The organism is Streptomyces sp. NPDC015171 (genome assembly GCF_043079545.1).
Taxonomy (GTDB): domain Bacteria; phylum Actinomycetota; class Actinomycetes; order Streptomycetales; family Streptomycetaceae; genus Streptomyces.
In genome coordinates, this window is sequence record NZ_JBIBUO010000006.1 from 157407 (window position 1) to 177600 (window position 20194).

The 20194-nt window shown below is 70.7% G+C and carries 21 protein-coding genes; 19 read left to right on the forward strand and 2 right to left on the reverse strand.

Annotated features, from left to right (window positions below; all coding sequences use genetic code 11):
* Positions 1–5: 5 nt before the first annotated feature.
* The 3 genes from ACF073_RS18630 to ACF073_RS18640 all read left to right on the forward strand — a co-directional run bounded on the left by ACF073_RS18630 (position 6) and on the right by ACF073_RS18640 (position 3491).
* Positions 6–1688, forward strand: a complete 1683-nt coding sequence (locus ACF073_RS18630; protein ID WP_392071237.1) for a site-2 protease family protein — start codon at positions 6–8, stop codon at positions 1686–1688.
* Positions 1689–1740: 52 nt separating this feature from the next.
* Positions 1741–2643, forward strand: a complete 903-nt coding sequence (locus ACF073_RS18635) for a tRNA (adenine-N1)-methyltransferase (RefSeq protein ID WP_392071239.1) — start codon at positions 1741–1743, stop codon at positions 2641–2643.
* Between the two features lie 266 nt (positions 2644–2909).
* Positions 2910–3491, forward strand: coding sequence for a hypothetical protein (locus tag ACF073_RS18640; RefSeq protein ID WP_392071240.1), 582 nt, complete (start codon positions 2910–2912; stop codon positions 3489–3491).
* 8 nt (positions 3492–3499) lie between these two features.
* On the opposite strand, the gene ACF073_RS18645 is transcribed toward ACF073_RS18640, so the two are convergent.
* Positions 3500–3802 (reverse strand): ferredoxin, encoded by a 303-nt coding sequence (locus tag ACF073_RS18645; RefSeq protein WP_392071242.1) that lies wholly within the window; start codon positions 3800–3802, stop codon positions 3500–3502.
* Between the two features lie 522 nt (positions 3803–4324).
* Between ACF073_RS18645 and arc the strand changes: the two genes are divergently transcribed.
* From arc to prcA, 6 genes are all read left to right on the forward strand, one after another.
* Positions 4325–6091 carry a proteasome ATPase gene (gene arc, locus ACF073_RS18650; protein ID WP_392071243.1) on the forward strand — a complete coding sequence of 589 codons (1767 nt, stop codon included), beginning with the start codon at positions 4325–4327 and terminating at the stop codon, positions 6089–6091.
* Positions 6092–6323: 232 nt separating this feature from the next.
* A complete protein-coding gene (gene dop / locus ACF073_RS18655; protein WP_392071245.1) occupies positions 6324–7835 on the forward strand; it encodes a depupylase/deamidase Dop in 1512 nt (503 codons plus the stop codon).
* Positions 7836–8007: 172 nt separating this feature from the next.
* Entirely contained in the window at positions 8008–8226 is a 219-nt protein-coding gene (locus ACF073_RS18660; RefSeq protein ID WP_392071247.1) for a ubiquitin-like protein Pup, read from the forward strand.
* Between the two features lie 46 nt (positions 8227–8272).
* On the forward strand, positions 8273–8761 hold the full coding sequence (locus ACF073_RS18665; RefSeq protein WP_392071250.1) for an endonuclease VII domain-containing protein: 489 nt from the start codon (positions 8273–8275) through the stop codon (positions 8759–8761).
* Positions 8713–9558: a proteasome subunit beta gene (gene prcB / locus ACF073_RS18670; RefSeq protein WP_392071252.1), complete on the forward strand. Its 846-nt coding sequence runs from the start codon at positions 8713–8715 to the stop codon at positions 9556–9558. The genes ACF073_RS18665 and prcB overlap by 49 nt, the downstream gene beginning before the upstream one ends.
* A 62-nt stretch (positions 9559–9620) precedes the next feature.
* Complete coding sequence (gene prcA, locus ACF073_RS18675; protein ID WP_392071254.1) at positions 9621–10358, forward strand: proteasome subunit alpha; 738 nt, start codon at positions 9621–9623, stop codon at positions 10356–10358.
* A 61-nt stretch (positions 10359–10419) separates the two neighbouring features.
* Here prcA and ACF073_RS18680 read toward each other — a convergent pair whose 3' ends face one another.
* Entirely contained in the window at positions 10420–11436 is a 1017-nt protein-coding gene (locus ACF073_RS18680) for a LacI family DNA-binding transcriptional regulator (protein WP_392071256.1), read from the reverse strand.
* Positions 11437–11618: 182 nt separating this feature from the next.
* On the opposite strand from ACF073_RS18680, the gene ACF073_RS18685 reads away from it, so the two are divergent.
* From ACF073_RS18685 to tatC, 10 genes are all read left to right on the forward strand, one after another.
* Entirely contained in the window at positions 11619–12878 is a 1260-nt protein-coding gene (locus ACF073_RS18685; protein WP_392071258.1) for an MFS transporter, read from the forward strand.
* 9 nt (positions 12879–12887) lie between these two features.
* Complete coding sequence (pafA, locus tag ACF073_RS18690; RefSeq protein WP_392071260.1) at positions 12888–14249, forward strand: Pup--protein ligase; 1362 nt, start codon at positions 12888–12890, stop codon at positions 14247–14249.
* Positions 14250–14392: 143 nt separating this feature from the next.
* Positions 14393–15397 (forward strand): FKBP-type peptidyl-prolyl cis-trans isomerase, encoded by a 1005-nt coding sequence (locus ACF073_RS18695; RefSeq protein ID WP_392071262.1) that lies wholly within the window; start codon positions 14393–14395, stop codon positions 15395–15397.
* An 85-nt stretch (positions 15398–15482) separates the two neighbouring features.
* Complete coding sequence (locus ACF073_RS18700; RefSeq protein ID WP_392071264.1) at positions 15483–15854, forward strand: FKBP-type peptidyl-prolyl cis-trans isomerase; 372 nt, start codon at positions 15483–15485, stop codon at positions 15852–15854.
* Positions 15855–15991: 137 nt separating this feature from the next.
* The gene (locus ACF073_RS18705) at positions 15992–16945 is read left to right on the forward strand and encodes a helix-turn-helix transcriptional regulator (protein ID WP_392071266.1); all 954 of its coding nucleotides are present in this window, start codon (positions 15992–15994) and stop codon (positions 16943–16945) included.
* Positions 16946–16958: 13 nt separating this feature from the next.
* A complete protein-coding gene (locus ACF073_RS18710; RefSeq protein ID WP_392071268.1) occupies positions 16959–17987 on the forward strand; it encodes a helix-turn-helix transcriptional regulator in 1029 nt (342 codons plus the stop codon).
* 65 nt (positions 17988–18052) lie between these two features.
* Positions 18053–18346: a hypothetical protein gene (locus ACF073_RS18715; protein WP_392071271.1), complete on the forward strand. Its 294-nt coding sequence runs from the start codon at positions 18053–18055 to the stop codon at positions 18344–18346.
* Between the two features lie 103 nt (positions 18347–18449).
* A complete protein-coding gene (locus ACF073_RS18720) occupies positions 18450–18644 on the forward strand; it encodes a hypothetical protein (protein ID WP_392071273.1) in 195 nt (64 codons plus the stop codon).
* 260 nt (positions 18645–18904) lie between these two features.
* Entirely contained in the window at positions 18905–19189 is a 285-nt protein-coding gene (gene tatA / locus ACF073_RS18725) for a Sec-independent protein translocase subunit TatA (RefSeq protein ID WP_392071275.1), read from the forward strand.
* A 46-nt stretch (positions 19190–19235) separates the two neighbouring features.
* Entirely contained in the window at positions 19236–20186 is a 951-nt protein-coding gene (gene tatC / locus ACF073_RS18730; protein WP_392071277.1) for a twin-arginine translocase subunit TatC, read from the forward strand.
* The last annotated feature ends 8 nt before the right edge of the window (positions 20187–20194 follow it).

Consider the following 20194-nt stretch of genomic DNA (forward strand, 5'->3'; position numbering starts at 1 on the left):
ACACCGTGGACGTGAGCGGCGGGAGCGGGCAGCCGCGGTCCGGCAACGACGAGCCGGCCGAGCACTCCGCGGACCCTACGGCCCCGGCGACCGGAGCCACCGACCGCTCCGGCCCCGAACAGGAGCCCGCCGCCCCCCGGCAGCCCGCCCCTCCCGCGGACCGAGCCGACGACGAGGCCGGGGACACGGCCAAGGACGAGGCCGCGGAGAAGACTGAGGGCAAGGCCGAGGAGAAGACTGAGGGCAAGGCCGGGCACAGGGCCGAGGGCGAGGCCGGGGACGACGCCGGGCACAGGGCCGGGCAGGCCCCGGAGGGCCACGCCGGGAAGCCCGCCGCGGCGGACGGCGACGCCGCGGACAGCGGGACCGCCCGCGAGAGCACGGCGGGCGGCACGCACCCGCCCGGCACGCACAGCGCGCCCGGCACCCACGGCCCCGCCGAGCCGGAGCACCGAGCCGGCGGCGCCGCCCCCGAGCACCGGACGCTCGCCCACTCCGGCATCGCCAAGGGCCGGCCGCCCCAGCCGCGGCCCAAGGAGCCCGGCGGCGGCATCCTGATGGGCCGCCCCTTCGGCGTACCCGTCTACGTCGCACCCAGCTGGTTCCTGGTCGCCGCCCTGATCACCTGGGTCTTCGGCGGCCAGCTCGACCGGGTGCTGCCCGAACTGGGCGCGGCCCGCTACCTGGTCTCCCTCTTCTTCGCGGTCGCCTTCTACGCCTCCGTCCTCGTCCACGAGCTGGCCCACACGGTCGCCGCGATCCGCTTCAAGCTCCCGGTCCGCCGCATCCAGCTGCAGTTCTTCGGCGGCGTCTCGGAGATCGAGAAGGAGGCCGAGACGCCGGGCCGGGAGTTCGTGCTGGCCTTCGTCGGCCCCCTGCTCTCCCTGGTGCTGGCCGGCCTGTTCTACCTCGCCATGAAGCCCGTGGAACCCGGCACCGTGCCCGGCGTCCTGCTGGCCGGCCTGATGGTCTCCAACCTCATCGTGGCGATCTTCAACCTGCTCCCCGGCCTGCCCCTCGACGGCGGGCGCATGCTCCGCGCCGTCGTCTGGAAACTGACCGGCAAGCCGATGAGCGGCACCGTCGCCGCCGCCTGGGTCGGCCGCGCCCTCGCCGTCTGCGTCCTGATCGGCCTGCCGCTGCTCAACCAGTCCGGCGCCCTCGGCGGCGGCGGCGAGGACGCCGGCGGCATGGACACGGTCACCGACGCCCTGCTCGCCGCCATCCTCGCCGCGATCATCTGGACCGGCGCCGGCAACAGCCTGCGCATGGCCCGGCTGCGCGAGCACCTCCCCGAGCTGCGCGCCCGCACCCTCACCCGGCGTGCCGTACCGGTCGAGAACGACACCCCGCTCTCCGAGGCGCTGCGCCGCGCCAACGCAGCCGGGGCCCGCGCCCTGGTCGTGGTGGACGCCGACGGCAACCCGCTCTCCCTGGTCCGCGAGGCCGCCATCGTCGGCGTACCCGAGCACCGCCGCCCCTGGGTGGCGGTCAGCGGCCTCGCCCAGGACCTGACCGAGGGCATGCGCGTCTCCGCCGAGCTGGCCGGCGAGGACCTGCTGGACGCCCTGCGGGCCGCCCCCGCCACCGAGTACCTGGTGGTCGAGGAGAGCGGCGAGATCTACGGCGTCCTGTCGGCCGCCGATGTCGAGCGCGCCTTCGTGAAGGCGATGGCGAGGCCGGCCTGAGCCGCTCTCGCCGGTGGCGAAGCCCCCGGCGGGGAACCGGTAGTCTGTTCACATGTCCGAACCGACCGGTGCCGCCCGCAGGCGCGGGCCCTTCAAGGTCGGGGACCAGGTACAGCTGACCGACCCCAAGGGTCGCCACTACACGTTCACGCTCGAAGCCGGGAAGAATTTCCACACCCACAAGGGCTCCTTCCCGCACGACGAACTGATCGGCGCTCCCGAGGGCAGCGTTGTCCGGACCACCGGCAACGTCGCCTACCTCGCGCTGCGCCCCCTGCTCCCCGACTACGTCCTGTCCATGCCCCGCGGGGCAGCCGTCGTCTACCCGAAGGACGCGGGGCAGATCCTGGCCTTCGCCGACATCTTCCCCGGCGCGCGCGTCGTGGAGGCAGGCGTCGGCTCCGGCTCGCTCAGCAGCTTCCTGCTGCGGGCCATCGGCGACCAGGGCATGCTGCACTCCTACGAGCGCCGCGAGGACTTCGCCGAGATCGCCCAGCAGAACGTGGAGCGCTACTTCGGCGGCCCGCACCCCGCCTGGCAGCTCACCGTCGGCGACCTCCAGGACAACCTGTCCGACACCGACGTCGACCGTGTCATCCTCGACATGCTCGCCCCCTGGGAGTGCCTGGAGACCGTCTCCAAGGCGCTCGTACCCGGCGGCATCCTGTGCTGCTACGTGGCCACCACCACCCAGCTCGCCCGGACCGTGGAGTCCATCCGGGAGATCGGCTGCTTCAACGAGCCGACCGCCTGGGAGAGCATGATCCGCAACTGGCACATCGAGGGCCTGGCCGTCCGCCCGGACCACCGGATGATCGGCCACACCGGCTTCCTGCTCACCGCCCGCCGCCTGGCGGACGGCGTCGAGCCGCCCATGCGCCGGCGCCGCCCGGCCAAGGGCGCCTACGGCGAGGACTACGCCGGACCCAACGCCGACGGCGGCTCCGGCCGCTGACCGCCGCCACACGCGCGCGTACAACATGAGGGCGCCGTGGCCGAGTTCCGCCGACCGGCGGGAACTCGGCCACGGCGCCCTTCCGTTGGCAGGGCGCCGTCCACCGGCCCCCTGAGCCCGTCGCCCCGTCGCCCCATTGCCCCGACGCCGCCCGCGCACGGGCCTGCCGCCTGCGGGAATCCCGGACCCCGCCGTTCCCCCGCACTGTGACGTGTGGCACCATGCAGGCCATCCCACCGGCACAGCCCTCACAGGAGACACTCCTCGTGCAGCAATCCGCCGTTCCGGAGCTCGCTCACACCCAGACGCGGCCCATCCACTGGCTCGCCACCGCCACGGCCGTCGCAGGGGTCGTGGCCCTCTCCTCCGTGGTCCAGCCCGGATCGGCCACGGCCGCCCAGTCCGCCTCCGGCCCGGCGGGCGCGGACACCCCCGCGGCCGCCGCACCGCCGAGCACGGCGGGGGTGCGCTTCCCACTGGATTGCGGCCCGGTGAAGGCGGTGGTCGCCAAGAAGGCCACCGGGGACCTGGACGGTGACGGCAGGCCGGAAACCGTCGCGGTGGTGCACTGCGACGCCCCGATGGGCACCCCGCCCGACGGGGTCTACGTCCTCACCCGCGCCGCGGCCGGCGACAAGCCACGCCTGGTCGCCACGCTCGTCGAACCCGCGGAGCGGCTCACCGTCACCGACTTCGCCGTACGCGCGCGTGCCGTCTCCGCCACACTGCTCGGCTACTCATCCGATTCCGTGCCGAGTTGCTGCCCCGACGTGAAGACCCCGGCCAAGTGGCAGTGGAAAGGCAGTGCCTTCGTCCGCTCCACGCCGGCCGGGGCCCACAGCGTCTAGAACCGGCCTCAGTCCGCGCCGGGCCCGTACACCTCGACCTTGTCCTGAACCCGGCGCACATGGATGCACTCGCCGGGACACTCCTTCGCCGAGTCCACCACGTCCGTCAGCAGCGGCAGCGGCACCGGAGCCGTGGCCCCGGGGGCCTGGAGCAGCTCGTCGTCGGCGCTCTTCACATACGCGAGACCGTCGATGTCCAGCTCGAACACCTCCGGGGCGTACTGGGCGCAGATCCCGTCGCCGGTACACAGGTCCTGGTCGATCCAGACCTCCAGCGCCTCGCCGTCCGGGGCCTCCTGCTGCACGGTCATCTCTCCTGCCGTCGGTTCGCCGGACGGCCCGGGCGCCGCGGGCGCCAGCCGGGTCCGCTCCAGCGGCTGTTGAACTCCCTCGACCCTACCTCCGCCCGGTTCACGGCCGGGTGGCACGGGCCAGGGGTTTCCGGCCCCGCCCCCTCGGGTACCAGCGCCGGACCGGGAGAAGGGGCGCCCCGGTGGCCGGGTCGACCACTTCAGGCCACCACGGCGGTGACACCGTCCGTCTGTACCGTCGCTCTGCGTGATGATCGTACGAGCGCTCTGTGTGCTGCCCGCATACCAGCCGATCGGGCCCCGAGCGGACAACTCCAGCCAGTCGAGGAGGGTTTTGACCGCGCCATGCACGGAACAAGCTGCTTTCCCCTCACGTTGAGTGGGTATCCCCTCCGTGCGAGGGGGTGTGCAGCGGGTGACCGACGACACACCTTGACAGTCTTTGTGATCTAGGGGTTTCAATCGACACCCACCCAGGTAGGGTCTGGAAGCGTCCAGCTCCCCTTGGAGGAGGTGAGGACCGTGGCAGCCCACGACGACGACATGAACCGCGGCATCCGCCCGGGACGCGGGTCCGACGACCCGGCCGGGCAGATCGCCTACCTTGAGCAGGAGATCGCCGTCCTGCGCCGCAAGCTCGCCGACTCTCCGCGCCACACGAGGATTCTCGAAGAGCGGATCGTCGAGCTGCAGACGAACCTGGCCGGCGTGTCCGCCCAGAACGAGCGGCTGGCCAACACCCTGCGCGAGGCCCGCGACCAGATCGTGGCCCTCAAGGAGGAGGTCGACCGGCTCGCCCAGCCGCCCGCAGGCTTCGGTGTCTTCCTGCAGGCCAACGAGGACGGCACGGCCGACATCTTCACCGGCGGCCGCAAACTGCGGGTGAACGTCAGCCCAAGCGTCGAACTCGACGACCTCAGGCGCGGCCAGGAGGTCATGCTCAACGAGGCGCTCAACGTGGTCGAGGCCATGGAGTACGAGAGCGTCGGCGACATCGTCACCCTCAAGGAGATCCTGGAGGACGGCGAGCGCGCCCTCGTGCTGGGGCACACCGACGAGGAGCGGGTGGTGCGGCTCGCCGAGCCGCTGCTGGACGTCACCATCCGCCCCGGCGACGCCCTCCTGCTCGAACCCCGCTCCGGCTACGTCTACGAGGTCGTGCCCAAGAGCGAGGTCGAGGAACTGGTCCTCGAAGAGGTCCCCGACATCGGCTACGAGCAGATCGGTGGCCTCGGCAACCAGATCGAGGCCATCCGCGACGCGGTCGAGCTGCCGTACCTCTACCCGGACCTGTTCAAGGAGCACGAGCTGCGACCGCCCAAGGGCGTCCTGCTCTACGGCCCGCCCGGCTGCGGAAAGACGCTCATCGCCAAGGCCGTCGCGAACTCGCTGGCCAAGAAGGTCGCCGAGGTCACCGGCCAGGCGTCGGGCAAGAGCTTCTTCCTGAACATCAAGGGTCCCGAGCTGCTCAACAAGTACGTCGGCGAGACCGAGCGGCAGATCCGCCTGGTCTTCCAGCGTGCGCGTGAGAAGGCCAGCGAGGGCACCCCCGTGATCGTCTTCTTCGACGAGATGGAGTCCCTCTTCCGCACCCGCGGCTCCGGTGTCAGCTCGGACGTGGAGAACACCATCGTCCCGCAGCTGCTCGCCGAGATCGACGGTGTCGAGGGCCTGCAGAACGTGGTCGTGATCGGCGCCTCCAACCGCGAGGACATGATCGACCCCGCGATCCTGCGTCCCGGCCGTCTCGACGTGAAGATCAAGATCGAGCGTCCGGACGCCGAGGCGGCGAAGGACATCTTCGGCAAGTACCTCACCGAGCGTCTTCCGCTGCACTCGGACGACGTCGACGAGCACGGCGGCGACAAGGCCACCACCGTCCAGAGCATGATCCAGACGGCGGTCGAGCACATGTACGCCGAATCCGAGGAGAACCGCTTCCTGGAAGTCACCTACGCCAATGGCGACAAGGAAGTCCTCTACTTCAAGGACTTCAATTCCGGCGCCATGATCGAGAACATCGTGGGCCGCGCCAAGAAAATGGCGATCAAGGACTTCCTGGAGAAGAGCCACAAGGGTCTCCGCGTCTCCCACCTGCTCCAGGCCTGCGTGGACGAGTTCAAGGAGAACGAGGACCTGCCCAACACCACGAACCCGGACGACTGGGCCCGGATCTCCGGAAAGAAGGGCGAGCGGATCGTGTACATCCGTACCCTCATCACCGGAAAGCAGGGCGCGGACACCGGACGCTCCATCGACACGGTGGCGAATACCGGTCAGTACCTGTAAAGGCAGGGCGGCTGCGGGTGCCCTCGGCGGGTACCCGCAGCCGACTGTTTTTCCGGCCACGACCGGAGCAGCCAATGACGCAAATGATCTCCCCACCAGCGCAAAGGCGTTCTAGGCTCGTTCCTACCGCCGAGTCGCGCAGTGCGGGGACGGGCACCGCACACGCACCGGAGCTCCAGCGGTACTTGAGTGGCGCCCACGACCGAGGGTGCCGCCGGGCAAGGAGGGCCGCATGACCGTACGGCGAGTAATGGGGATCGAGACGGAGTACGGGATCTCCGTCCCCGGCCACCCCAATGCCAATGCCATGCTCACCTCGTCCCAGATCGTCAACGCCTACGCCGCGGCGATGCACCGGGCCCGCCGGGCCCGCTGGGACTTCGAGGAGGAGAACCCGCTGCGGGACGCCCGAGGCTTCGACCTCGCCCGGGAGGCCGCCGACTCCAGCCAGCTCACCGACGAGGACATCGGCCTCGCCAACGTGATCCTCACCAACGGCGCACGGCTCTACGTCGACCACGCCCACCCCGAGTACAGCGCCCCGGAGGTCACCAACCCCCGCGACGCCGTCCTCTGGGACAAGGCCGGCGAGCGGATCATGGCCGAGGCCGCCGAGCGCGCCGCCCAGCTGCCCGGAGCCCAGCCGATCCACCTCTACAAGAACAACACCGACAACAAGGGCGCCTCCTACGGCACGCACGAGAACTACCTGATGAAGCGGGAGACCCCCTTCTCGGACATCGTGCGCCACCTCACGCCCTTCTTCGTCTCCCGTCAGGTCTTCGCCGGAGCGGGCCGCGTCGGCATCGGCCAGGACGGGCACGAGCACGGCTTCCAGCTCAGCCAGCGCGCGGACTACTTCGAGGTCGAGGTCGGCCTGGAGACCACGCTGAAGCGCCCGATCATCAACACCCGCGACGAGCCGCACGCGGACGCCGAGAAGTACCGCCGGCTGCACGTGATCATCGGCGACGCCAACCTCTCGGAGATCTCCACCTACCTCAAGCTGGGCACGACCGCCCTGGTCCTGTCCATGATCGAGGACGGCTTCATCGCCGTGGACCTCGCCGTCGACCAGCCGGTCCGCACCCTGCACCAGGTCTCGCACGACCCGTCCCTCAAGCGGCTGGTCACCCTGCGCAGCGGGCGGACACTGACCGCGGTCCAGCTCCAGATGGAGTACTTCGAGCTGGCCCGCAAGTACGTAGAGGAACGCTTCGGCGCCGACGCCGACGACCAGACCAAGGACGTCCTCGGCCGCTGGGAGGACACCCTCACCCGGCTGGAGAACGACCCGATGAGCCTGGCCGGCGAGCTCGACTGGGTCGCCAAGCGGGAGCTGATGGAGGGCTACCGCAGGCGCGACAGCCTGGACTGGGACGCCGCCCGGCTCCACCTGGTCGACCTCCAGTACGCCGACGTACGCGCCGAGAAGGGCCTCTACAACCGTCTGGCGGCCCGCGGGCGCATGAAGCGGCTGCTGGACGAGTCCGAGGTCGACCGGGCCCGGACGAAGCCGCCGGAGGACACCCGGGCCTACTTCCGCGGCCGGTGCCTCGAGCAGTACGCGGACGACGTCGCCGCGGCGAGCTGGGACTCGGTCATCTTCGACCTGCCCGGCCGCGACTCCCTCCAGCGCGTTCCAACCCTGGAACCGCTACGCGGAACGCGAAATCACGTCAAGGAGCTGCTGGACCGCTGCCGTACCGCGGAAGACCTGGTCAGGGTCCTGTCGGGCGGGTGAGCGCGATCAGCGGGTACTCGTACCGCCCCGGGCGGGCAGGGTGGAAAGCCCACCGCCCGGGAATCATCGAGATGGCCCCCGCACGTTGTGGAAACTGCGGGGCCGATGTCGGACCCGGCTTGTAGGGTCTGATCATCACCGATCGGCAGGCGAACTGAGCGGGGTGAGGGTTATGGCAACCAAGGACACCGGCGGCGGCCAGCAGAAGGCGACGCACTCGACCGAACAGGCCGAGGAGCAGACGCAGGACGCGCAGGCCTCGGAGGACCTCAAGGAACGGCACGAGAAGCTCTCGGACGACGTGGACTCGGTCCTGGACGAGATCGATGACGTACTCGAGGAGAACGCCGAGGACTTCGTGCGCTCCTTCGTTCAGAAGGGTGGCCAGTAGGCCGCCTCTGCCTTCGAATCCAGGGTTCGCGGGCTCGGGGGTGCGCATGAGTGGGGAGCAGGAGGTGAAGCGTTGCTCGCGGTGCCGGCAGGCCCGGCCGCGAGCGGCCTTCGCCCGCGACACAGCCGCCCTTGACGGGCGCCCGGCGTCCGGCCGCGAGACCGATCCGCACGGCGAGTGGCACCGCGGTGCCACAGCTTCCGGCGGTCTCCGCGCCGACCGCGAGGTGTGCCGGGCGGCCGAGGGGCCGGCGGGGCACCCGAAGCGGCAGTACGGCCTCACCCGGGCCGAGCGTGACGGTCCCGTCGCCTCCCGGGGCGGCGTCCGCTGTATATGTCCGGCCGCCCCAGCCGCACATGTGGATCACTGCCATGAGACGGGTAGGGTCCGTGGCGTACTGTGCTTCAGCTGCAACGCAGCACTGGGGCAGTTCAAGGATCAGCCCGAGACCATACGGCGGGCTGCTGCATACGTGGAAGGAATCGCGTGGAAGCCAACACTCGTAGCACCGGGCGTCTACCAGCTGCCTTCCTGACGCCAGGATCCTCCTCCTTCATGGACTTCCTCGCCGGGCACCAGCCGGAGATGCTCCCCGGCAACCGGCAGCTGCCGCCCACCCAGGGCGTGATCGAGGCGCCGCACGGCACCACGATCGTGGCCGTGACGTTCGCCGGCGGCGTGGTGCTCGCCGGTGACCGCCGGGCCACGATGGGCAATGTCATCGCGCAGCGGGACATCGAGAAGGTCTTCCCGGCCGACGAGTACTCGGCCGTCGGCATCGCCGGCACCGCCGGTCTCGCCGTCGAGATGGTCAAGCTCTTCCAGCTGGAGCTGGAGCACTTCGAGAAGGTCGAGGGCGCCCAGCTGTCCCTGGAGGGCAAGGCGAACCGGCTGTCGACCATGATCCGCTCCAACCTCGGCATGGCCATGCAGGGCCTCGCCGTGGTGCCCCTCTTCGCCGGGTACGACGTGGACCGCGAGAAGGGGCGCATCTTCTCCTACGACGTCACGGGCGGCCGCTCCGAGGAGCACAACTTCGCGGCGACCGGCTCCGGCTCGATCTTCGCGCGCGGCGCGATGAAGAAGCTGTACCGCGACGACCTGACCGAGGAGCAGGCCGCCACCCTCGTGGTGCAGGCCCTCTACGACGCGGCAGACGACGACTCGGCGACCGGCGGTCCCGATGTCGCCCGCCGGATCTACCCGATCATCACCGTGATCACCGAGGACGGCTTCCGTCGGCTCACCGACGACGAGGCGTCCCAGCTCTCCCGCGCGGTGCTCCAGAAGCGCCTGGAAGAGCCCGACGGCCCCAAGGCCGCGCTGCTCTGAGCGCGGCCCCCGGTTCTCAGCAAGGTGATCCAGTGACCATGACAGAAAGGGACGGATAACCGGTGTCGACGCCGTTCTATGTCTCACCCCAGCAGGCCATGGCCGACCGGGCGGAGTACGCCCGCAAGGGCATCGCCCGCGGCCGCAGCCTGGTCGTGCTGCAGTACGCCGACGGCATCGTGTTCGTCGGTGAGAACCCGTCCCGCGCGCTGCACAAGTTCAGCGAGATCTATGACCGGATCGGGTTCGCGGCGGCCGGCAAGTACAACGAGTACGAGAACCTGCGCATCGGCGGCGTCCGCTACGCCGACCTGCGCGGCTACACCTACGACCGCGACGATGTCACCGCCCGCGGCCTGGCCAACGTCTACGCCCAGACACTGGGCACGATCTTCTCCTCGGCGGCCGAGAAGCCGTACGAGGTGGAGCTGGTGGTGGCCGAGGTCGGGGAGACCCCCGAGGGCGACCAGATCTACCGGCTGCCGCACGACGGCTCGATCGTGGACGAGCACGGCTCGGTCGCGGTGGGCGGCAACGCCGAGCAGATCAGCAGCTATCTGGACCAGCGCCACCGCGACGGCATGAGCCTCGCGGAGGCCCTCAAGCTCGCCGTGCAGGCCCTGTCCCGGGACACCAACGGCAGCGAGCGGGAGATCCCTGCCGAGCGCCTCGAGGTCGCCGTGCTGGACCGCACGAGGCCGCAGAAGCGCAAGTTCAAGCGCATCGTCGGCCGCCAGCTCGGCCGCCTGCTGGAGGCGGACGGCGCCAGCACGGAAGCGGAGAGCTCCGAGGAGGAGTGACCCACGCCTGACCAGCGGTGCCCCGGTCCGGATCTCCGGCCGGGGCACCGGGCTTTTCCGGTCAGGGCGTGCGCGGCGGGGCCGTGGAGCCCCGGACGACCAGTTCCACCGGAATGTCCCCGCTCTCCGGCTCCCGGCCCTCCAGGACCGCCAGCAGGGCCCGCATGCCGCGCTCCCCGAAGAGTTCGGCGTCCAGCCGTACCGTCGTCAGCTCGGGGTCGATCGCGGTGGCCAGGCCCAGGTCGTCCACGCCCGTGACCGAGACGTCGTCCGGGACGCGCAGCCCCAGGCGGCGCAGTGCCTTGTAGGCGCCGGCGGCCAGCTTGTCGTCGTCGCAGACCACCGCCGTCGGCCGGGGTCCGGGCGCGGTGAGCGCGGCCTCGGTCGCGGCGAGGGCGCCCTCGATGGAGATCGGGGCCCGTGCCGTACGGACCTCCGTGCCGGGGACGGCGGCCAGGCACGCGGCCAGCTCCCGTGCGCGTACCTCGAAGGTCCAGGACGGCACGTCGGCGGCGAGGTGCAGCACCCGGCGGTGGCCGAGGTCCAGCAGATGTCCGGTGAGCCGGCGGACGCCGTCGGCGATGTCCAGGTTGACGGTCGCGGCGCCCAGGCTGCCCGCGGGGTCGCTGTCGAGCATGACCAGGGGCAGCGCCTCGCCGCGGATGGCGTCGAGGGCGTCGGCGGCCATCGAGGAGGCGAGGACGCCGTCCAGGGCGGCCTGTGCGGAGGCGAAGGGGTCGCGGGCCGGGCCGATGCCCTCGGGGGAGGGGTAGAGCACCACGCCGAAGCCGTGCTCGGCCGCCACGCGCGCGGCGCCGGTGTAGACGCCGGCGAAGAACTCGGTCGTCAGGGCGGGCACCACGAGCAGCACGGTCCGGGTGCGGCCGAGGCGGAGGTTGCGGGCGGCGAGGTTGGGCCGGTAGTCCAGCTCGCGCGCGGCCTCCCGGACCCGCTCGGCGGTGGCCTCGGACACCCGGCCGCGCCATTTGTCGCCCAGCACGAGGGAGACGGCCGCCTGGGAGACTCCGGCCGCCTGGGCGACGTCCCGGCTGGTCGGGCGCGTGCTGCTGCGTGCCACGGTGGGCCTGCTCCTCTACGTCTGGTCCGTCCGGTCCCGCGCCCCGGAGGGCGTCCGGAGCCGTCGGGCCGCTTCCCGCCGTCTGGACGGGCGAACAGCGCACATGGTACGTATGGAGAAGGACGTTATACGTAACACTTCTGGTCGTCGAAGCGTCCAGGGGAGCCACGGAAGGGCAGGACATGGCCACGGGATACCGCGAGATCCTCACGGCGAGGCACGCGCTCCGGCTGCTCACCGGCACCCTGGTGGGCCGTCTGCCCAACGCCACCGCCGCCATCGCGCTGGTGCTCTTCGTCCGCGCCGAGGGCGGCACCTACAGCCTCGCCGGCGGCCTCGCGGCCGTGTACGGCGTGGCCAACGCCGTCGGCCAGCCCCTGCTCGGCCGGCTCGTCGACCTGTACGGCCAGCCGCGCGTCCAGCTGCCCGCCGCGGTGCTCGCCGCCCTCGGGATGACGGTCTTCGCGCTCTCCGGCACGGATCCGCTGCCGCTCGCCTACGCGGCCGTCGCGGCGTCCGGCCTGTTCACCCCGCCCCTGGAGGGCGGGCTGCGGGCGCTGTGGCCGTCCGTGCTGCGCCGCGAGGACCAGGTGCACACCGCGTACGCCATGGACGCGATCGCTCAGGAGATCATGTACACGGTAGGGCCGCTGCTGGTGACCCTCTGCGTGTCCCTGTGGGACGAGCGCGCCGCCCTGCTCGTGCTGAACCTGCTGGGCGTGCTCGGCGCCCTCTCCGTGGTCGTCTCGCCGCCCTCGCGCGCGTGGCGCTCGGCCCCGCGCGAGGCCCACTGGCTGGGTGCCCTGCGCTCGCCCGGCCTGCTCGCCCTGCTCGCCGCCTTCCTGTTCATCGGCATCGCGCTGGGCTCGATCACGGTCGCCGCGGTGTCCTACGCCGACGGCCACGGCGGCGACGCGGTCTACGGCTGGCTGATGGCCGGGCTCGGCCTCGGGGCGCTGGCCGGCGGCTCCGTCTACGGCGCCCGCCGGTGGGCCGGGTCGCCCGAACGGCGACTGCGGGTCCTGGTGGCCCTTCTGGCGGTGTGTTACCTGCCGCTGGTGCTGACGCCGGGCGTGGTCGCGATGGTGCTGCTCAGCGTGGTCTCCGGGGTCTTCCTCGCCCCCTGCATCGCCTGTGCGTTCATCATCGTCGACCGGCACGCGCCGAGGGGGACCGTCACCGAGGCGTTCTCCTGGCTCGTGACGACGTTCACCGTGGGCGCCTCGGTCGGAACCGGCCTTGCCGGACCGGTGGTCCAGGCGGGCGGAACGGTGTGGGGCTTCGCCCTCCCGAGCGTGGCCGGGGCCGTGTCGCTGCTGGTCCTGCTCGGCACCGGACGGGTCCTCGCAGCTCCCGCGCGGAGCGGGGTCGTTGCGGCTTCATCGGAAAATGATCCAAATCGTGCTGTCGAACCCCGTTTCAGCTCGGGTGATCGGGCGTAATGTTCCCTCATGGACCGCCGCATTTTCGGGCTGGAGAACGAGTACGGCGTCACGTGCACGTTCAGGGGACAGCGGCGCCTGTCTCCTGACGAGGTGGCGCGGTACCTCTTCCGCCGTGTCGTGTCATGGGGCCGCAGCAGCAATGTCTTTCTGCGAAACGGCGCCCGGCTCTATCTCGACGTGGGCTCACATCCGGAATACGCGACACCCGAATGTGACAACGTGACCGAACTGGTCACCCACGACAAAGCCGGCGAGCGCATTCTCGAAGGACTCCTGGTGGACGCGGAACGACGCCTGCACGAGGAGGGAATCGCAGGCGACGTCTACCTTTTCAAGAACAACACCGACTCGGCGGGCAACTCCTACGGCTGCCACGAGAACTACCTGGTGGCGCGGCACGGGGAGTTCTCCCGGCTCGCGGACATTCTCATCCCCTTCCTGGTCACCCGGCAGCTGCTGTGCGGCGCCGGAAAGGTACTGCAGACCCCGCGCGGTGCCGTCTACTGCGTCAGCCAGCGCGCGGAGCACATCTGGGAGGGCGTCTCCTCGGCGACGACCCGCTCCCGGCCCATCATCAACACCCGCGACGAACCCCACGCGGACGCCGAGCGCTACCGCCGGCTGCACGTCATCGTGGGCGACTCGAACATGTCCGAGACGACGATGCTCCTCAAGGTCGGCGCCACCGACCTGGTGCTGCGCATGATCGAGGCGGGCACCGTCATGCGCGACCTCACCCTGGAGAACCCCATCCGGGCGATCCGCGAGGTCAGCCACGACATCACGGGCCGGCGCAAGGTGCGCCTGGCCAGCGGCCGGGAGGCCTCCGCGCTGGAGGTGCAGCGCGAGTACTTCGACAAGGCCGTGGACTTCTGCGAGCGCCGGGGCATCCGCACCGGCACGGTCGCCCAGGTCCTGGACCTGTGGGGCCGCACGCTCGACGCGATCGAGAGCGAGGATCTCGACAGCATCGCCACCGAGATCGACTGGGTCATGAAGTACAAGCTCATCGAGCGGTACCGGGCCAAGCACAACATGACGATGTCGCACCCCCGGGTCGCCCAGATAGACCTCGCCTACCACGACATCCACCGCCGTCGTGGTCTCTACTACCTGCTGGAGAAGAAGGGTCAAGCCACCCGGATCTGCAACGACTTGAAGATCTTCGAGGGCAAGTCGGTTCCGCCGCAGACCACCCGGGCCCGGCTGCGCGGCGACTTCATCCGGCGGGCACAGGAACAGCGCCGGGACTTCACGGTCGACTGGGTGCACCTCAAGCTCAACGACCAGGCGCAGCGGACCGTGTTGTGCAAGGACCCGTTCCGTTCGGTGGACGACCGGGTGGAGAAGCTGATCGCCGGAATGTAGCGAGATCCGGGTGAGGTGAGCGTCCGGGCACACCGGTGCCGGAACGCCACACGGGCGCCGTACGTTTCCCGTACGGCGCCCTTCTCAAGTCGTAGAGTTGCGCGCACGCCATCCGAAAGATCGACCGATTACGAGGCTCTTCCGTGCGCCGACGCTCACTTCTCCTCGCCGCCGTACCCGCAGGACTGGTCACGCTCGCCGGATGCGGTGACGACAAGTCCGAGTCCAGCAAGACCGGCGCCTCGCCGTCGGCCTCGGTGTCCTCCTCGCCCCCGCCCAAGATCGTGGACGGGCCGCTGCCGGCGATCACGGCGGGCACGAAGTTCGGCGAGAAGCCGACCGTCGCCAAGGGGTCGGGCGAGCCTCCGAAGGACCTCGCCGTCAAGACGGTCATCGCGGGCAGCGGCCGGACGATCGCGGAGAACGACTTCATCAAGGCCGACTACCTCGGCCAGATCTGGGCCTCGGGCAAGGTCTTCGACAACTCCTTCGACCGTCACCGCCCGCTGGTCATGCAGCTCGCCCAGGGCAGCCTCATCGACGGCTGGCGGTACGCCCTCATGGGCAAGAAGACCGGCAGCCGCATCGAGATCGCCGTCCCGCCGGCCCTGGGCTACGGCAAGGAGGGCAACGCGCAGGCGGGCATCAAGGGCACCGACACGCTGGTGTTCGTCATCGACCTGGTCGAGTCCTTCAATTCGAAGAGCTCCGCCAAGGGCAAGCAGGTCCCGCAGACCGACGCCGCCCTGCCGAAGGTGGGCACCAACACCGACGGCCAGGTGCCGAAGGTCACGATCCCCAAGACGGACCCGCCGAAGAAGCTCGTGTCGGAGTACGTCCTGGAGGGCGACGGTCCCGAGCTGAAGTCCGACCAGACGGTCCTGTGCCAGTTCCAGGGCCAGGTCTGGGACAGCGGCAAGACCTTCCAGCGCACGTACGGCTCCGGCCGGCTCAGCCAGTTCTCGCTGGAGCAGATGCAGCAGGCCGTCAAGGGCCTCGCCCAGGGGCTCACCGGCAAGAAGGTCGGCAGCAGGGTCCTGGTCGTCATCCCGCCGGAGCTGGGCTACGGGAACAACCCGCCGAGCGGCGGGGTCGTCAAGAAGGGCTCCACCCTGGTGTTCACGGTGGACATCCTCGCCGCGATGTAGCCCGGGGCGGCCGCGGCGGGTGTGCGGGCCGCGAAGATGAAAGACTGTCCGCGTTTCGTGTCGTACACAAGCAGGAGCTTTTGACGTGAGCATCGAGAAGCCCGAGATCGACTTCCCCGAGGGCCCCGCGCCGGCGGACCTTGAGATCGTGGACATCTGGGAGGGCGACGGCGAGGTCGCGCAGGCGGGCCAGACCGTCACCGTCCACTACGTGGGCGTCTCCTTCAGCACGGGCGAGGAGTTCGACGCCAGCTGGAACCGCGGCGCCCCGTTCCGCTTCCCGCTGGGCGGCGGCCGTGTCATCGCGGGCTGGGACCAGGGCGTGCAGGGCATGAAGGTCGGCGGTCGCCGCCGGCTGACCATCCCCGCCCACCTCGCCTACGGTGACCAGAGCCCGACCCCGGCGATCAAGGCCGGCGAGACCCTCATCTTCGTGGTGGACCTCATCGCCGTCTGATCCTCCGCCCGATCGCGATCGGATCGGATCACTCGGGGCCCATGCCTGCTCGGGCATGGGCCCTCGGCTTTTGCCAGCGCACCGCGGAGCGGTACGGTCATCGGTCGGAAGCACCATAGGGAAGGCGAAGGGCATCGATGGCCATTGCCAAGGCCGAGCGGCTGATGAACCTCGCGCTGTGTCTGCTCGGCACACGCCGGCCACTCAGCAAGCGGGAGCTGCGCGGATCCATCGAGGCCTACCTCGAAGCGGGCGGCGACGACTCCTTCAACCGCATGTTCGAGCGCGACAAGGACGATCTGCGCGAGCTGGGCCTGGTCATCGAGACCGTCGAGAACCTCGACGGCGACGTCGGCTATCTCGCCCGCCGCGACAGCAACCGCCTGCCCCCCATCACGCTGGACGCCGAGGAGGCCGCCGCCCTCGGCCTTGCCGCCAAGGTCTGGCAGCAGGCCCGCCTGGCCGGCGCGGCCAGCGGCGCCCTGCAGAAGCTGCGCGCCGCCGGCCTGCCCGAGGACGTCGACCCGTACGAGGCGCACGGCGCGCTGGAGCCGCGCATCCCGGTGCACGAGGCCGCCTTCGAACCGCTGATGCTGGCCTGCCGCGACCGCCGCCCGGTCGTCTTCGACTACCGCAAGGCATCCGCCGCCCGTCCCGAGCCCCGGAACGTGGAGCCATGGGCGCTGGAGTGCTGGCGCGGCCACTGGTACCTGGCCGGCTTCGACCGTGACCGCGGTGCCGAACGCGTCTTCCGGCTCTCCCGGATCACCGGCCGGGTCCGCTCCCGGGGTACGGGCTTCACGGCGCCCGTGCCGGACGTCGTCACCGTGCGGGAGACCGTCGCGAGCTGGGCCGGTGAGATCGCCGACCGCTCGGCGCTGATCCGGCTGCGCTCCGGCTCCGGTTACCCCCTTCGGGCGAAGGCCACCAAGGTCCGGGAACTCGGCGACGGCTGGGACGAGTTGGAGATTCCGTACGGGCACGGCCTGGACGCCTGGCTGGTGGAGTTCGGGCCGGACGTGGTGGTCCTGGAGCCGGCCGAGCTGCGGGCCGACGTGGTGGACCGGCTGCGTGCCGTGGCCAAGGGCTGAGGGGGACGGGACTGTGGCAGGAAAACCGGCAAGGACGGGCAACGCCATCGATCAGACGCGGCGGATGCTCTCCCTGGTGACCTACCTCCGGGAGCGCCCCGGCGCGCGGATCGCCGATGTGGCACGCGCCTTCGGCATCAGCGAGGACGAGCTGGTCGCCGACCTCGACGTGCTGCCCATGTGCGGCACCAGTTTCCGCGGCGGCGACCTGCTGGACATCGACACCGACGGCGAGCGGATCTGGTGGCACAACCCGGCCGCGCTCGGCGAGGAGGCGGCCGAACCGCTCCGGCTCGCCGCCGACGAGGCCACCGCCCTGCTGGTCGCCGCCCGTGCCGTCGCCACCCTGCCCGGTCTGCGCGAGGGGGACCGGCAGGCGCTGCTGCGGGCCACCGCCAAGGTGGAGGCGTCGGCCGGCGAGGCCGCGGGCGCCAGCTCCCGGCTGTCGGTGACCTTCGAGTCCGAGGGCGGTGTCTTCGCCGACGTCGACCGGGCGATCTCCGAGCGCCGCCGGCTGTGGATCCGCTACTACTCCCCGGCCCGCGACGAGGTCACCGAGCGCGAGATCGACCCCATCCGGCTGGTCAGCGTCGGCCACACCTACGTGGAGGCATGGTGCCGCCGCTCCGAGGCGCGGCGCACCTTCCGGCTCGACCGGGTCGCCGAGATCAGGATCCTCGACGCGCCCGCGGCCCCGCCCGAGATCGAACTGCGCGACCTCTCCGAGGGCCTGGTGCAGCCGGCCGCCGAGGACCCGGAGGTCGTGGTCGAGGTCGGCCCCGGCGGTCGCTGGGTCGCCGAGTACTACCCGCACGACAGCGCCGATGAGCTGGCCGGCGGCGGGCTGCGTATCACTCTGCGCACCCCCGATCCGGCCTCGCTGCGCCGGCTGGCGCTGCGGCTCGGCCGCGACGGCCGGATCGTCTCGCCGCCGGAACTCGCCGAGAGCGCCCGCGCGGCGGCCCGCGCCGCCCTGGCGGCGTACGAAGGCCCGGGGGACGCGGTGCCGGGTGCCGTCGGCCGGGACGCGCGGCCCGTGTGAGCCGAGGCCCTGGCGGCCCTGACGGCGAACGACCGGATCGACCCAGAGGAAGAGGGGCGACAGCTGTGAGCGAGTCCGCGGAGTCCGGTGCGGGTGAGATGACGGTGGCGACCGCCTTCGCCGGGATGCGGAGAGTGGTCCCGGTGATGTTCCGGGCCGGCTGCCCGGACTGCCGGGGCCGCTTCGAACTCGCCGCGAGCGCCTTGCGGCTCGCCATCGGCGCCAGCAGCCGGACCACGTTCTACTCCTTCACCTGCCCGGACTGCGGTGCCGTGGTCCGCAAGCCCGCGGGGGAGCGGATCGTGGAGCTGCTCACCGGCGGCGGGGTCAGGACCCTGCGGCTGCACTCCACGGTGTAGCCGGCCGCACCGGACGGCCCTGCTCCGGGGCGGCGTCCCCGCGCCGCGCGCCACGGACCGGCCGGCCGCGGCCCGCTCCGGCGGACCGTCTAGTCTCGACGTCATGTTCTGGCCGATGTTCGCGGTAGCCGTGGGTTTCCTGGGTCTCGCCGTCCTGGGTGTGTTCGCCGTCCGGGTGTTCCTGGAGGCGCGGCGCCTCGGGCAGCAGGTCGCGGACTCCGCGCGCCGCATCAACAGGGCCGCCGAGGACCTGGAGCGCGCGGCCGTGAGCGCGGCCCGTGCCGCCGACGCGCTGTGAGCCGCGCGGTGTGACGGCTGGGAGGAGGGCGACTCAAGCGCTTTGCGTCACTTCGCCCTGTCATGCTGACGTGGGGGGCAGGTACGCTGCTGGTCGTGGTGCGGAGAACGAGGCCCGTATCGCGGACCGGGAGTACGCACGGGGATTGCCTCACGTTTACCCCTGAGCGTTACGATCGCTGACAGCACGACCATCGGACATATATCCGGACCGGTCGGTCAGCACCCCATCCAGCCGCCTCGGTGAGAAGGTAAAGACTTATGTTCGGAAGGCTCGGAGCTCCCGAGATCATTCTCATCCTCGTCGTCATCATCCTGCTGTTCGGCGCGAAGAAGCTTCCGGACATGGCCCGCTCGCTCGGCAAGTCCGCGCGCATCCTCAAGAGCGAGGCCAAGGCGATGAAGGAAGAGGGCAACACCTCCGCCTCCGCTCAGGCGCCCAGCTCCAACGAGCAGCCCCCGGCTCAGCGCACCATCCAGGCGTCCCCCGGCGACGTGACCAGCTCCCGCCCGGTCAACGAGCCGACGGACACCACCCAGCGCTGACGCAGGGCCGGAACCCCCGGCCTGCCGCACGAGATGAGGACGTGGGTTGCTCAAGCCTGCCCGCCAGAAGGAGAGGGATCCCGAGGGCCGGATGCCCCTCGCGGATCACCTGCGTGAGCTTCGCAACCGGCTCGCGAAGGCCATGCTCGCCATCGTCATCGTCACGGTGGTCGCCGCCTTCTTCTACAACGACATCATCAATTTCCTGACGAAGCCGATCCTCGACTCGGTCGGCTGTCAGGCGAGCTTCGAAGAGCTGGCGAAGACCGCGGGCAAGAAGCCGTGCGCGGAGATCACCATCAACGGTCTCCTCGCGCCCTTCACACTGGCCCTCCAGGTCTCGCTGATGGCCGGTGTCGTGGTCGCGTCGCCGGTCTGGCTCTACCAGCTCTGGGCCTTCGTCGCGCCGGGCCTGCACCGGCACGAGAAGAAGTACGCCTACGCCTTCGTCTTCACCGGCGCCCCGCTGTTCTTCGGCGGCGCCTACTTCGCGTACCGGGTGCTGCCGACCACCGCCAAGGTGCTGCTCGAGTTCACCCCGAACCACAACGTCAAGAACCTGCTGCCGCTCGACGACCTGCTCCAGCTGGTCACCCGCATGGTGGTCGTCTTCGGCCTCTCCTTCGAGCTGCCGCTGCTGCTGATCATGCTCAACCTCACCGGCATACTGACCGGCAAGCGCATGCTCGGCTGGTGGCGGGCCATGATCCTCGGCATCACGGTCTTCGCCGCCGTGGCCACGCCGAGCACCGACCCGCTGTCGATGATCTCGCTCGCCGGGCCGATCTGGGTGCTGTACTTCATCGCGGTCGGCTTCTCGCTGCTGAACGACGCGCGCAAGCGCCGCCGCGACGCCGCGGGCCCCGACGACGACGAGGCGTCCGAGCTGGACCTCACGCCCGAGGACATCGGGGGCGTCGAGCCCGTCTCGGCCCACCGCTCGCTGCCCGAGCAGGCGAGCGCGGACCGGGTCAACGGCTACGACGACGTCACCTGATCGTTTCA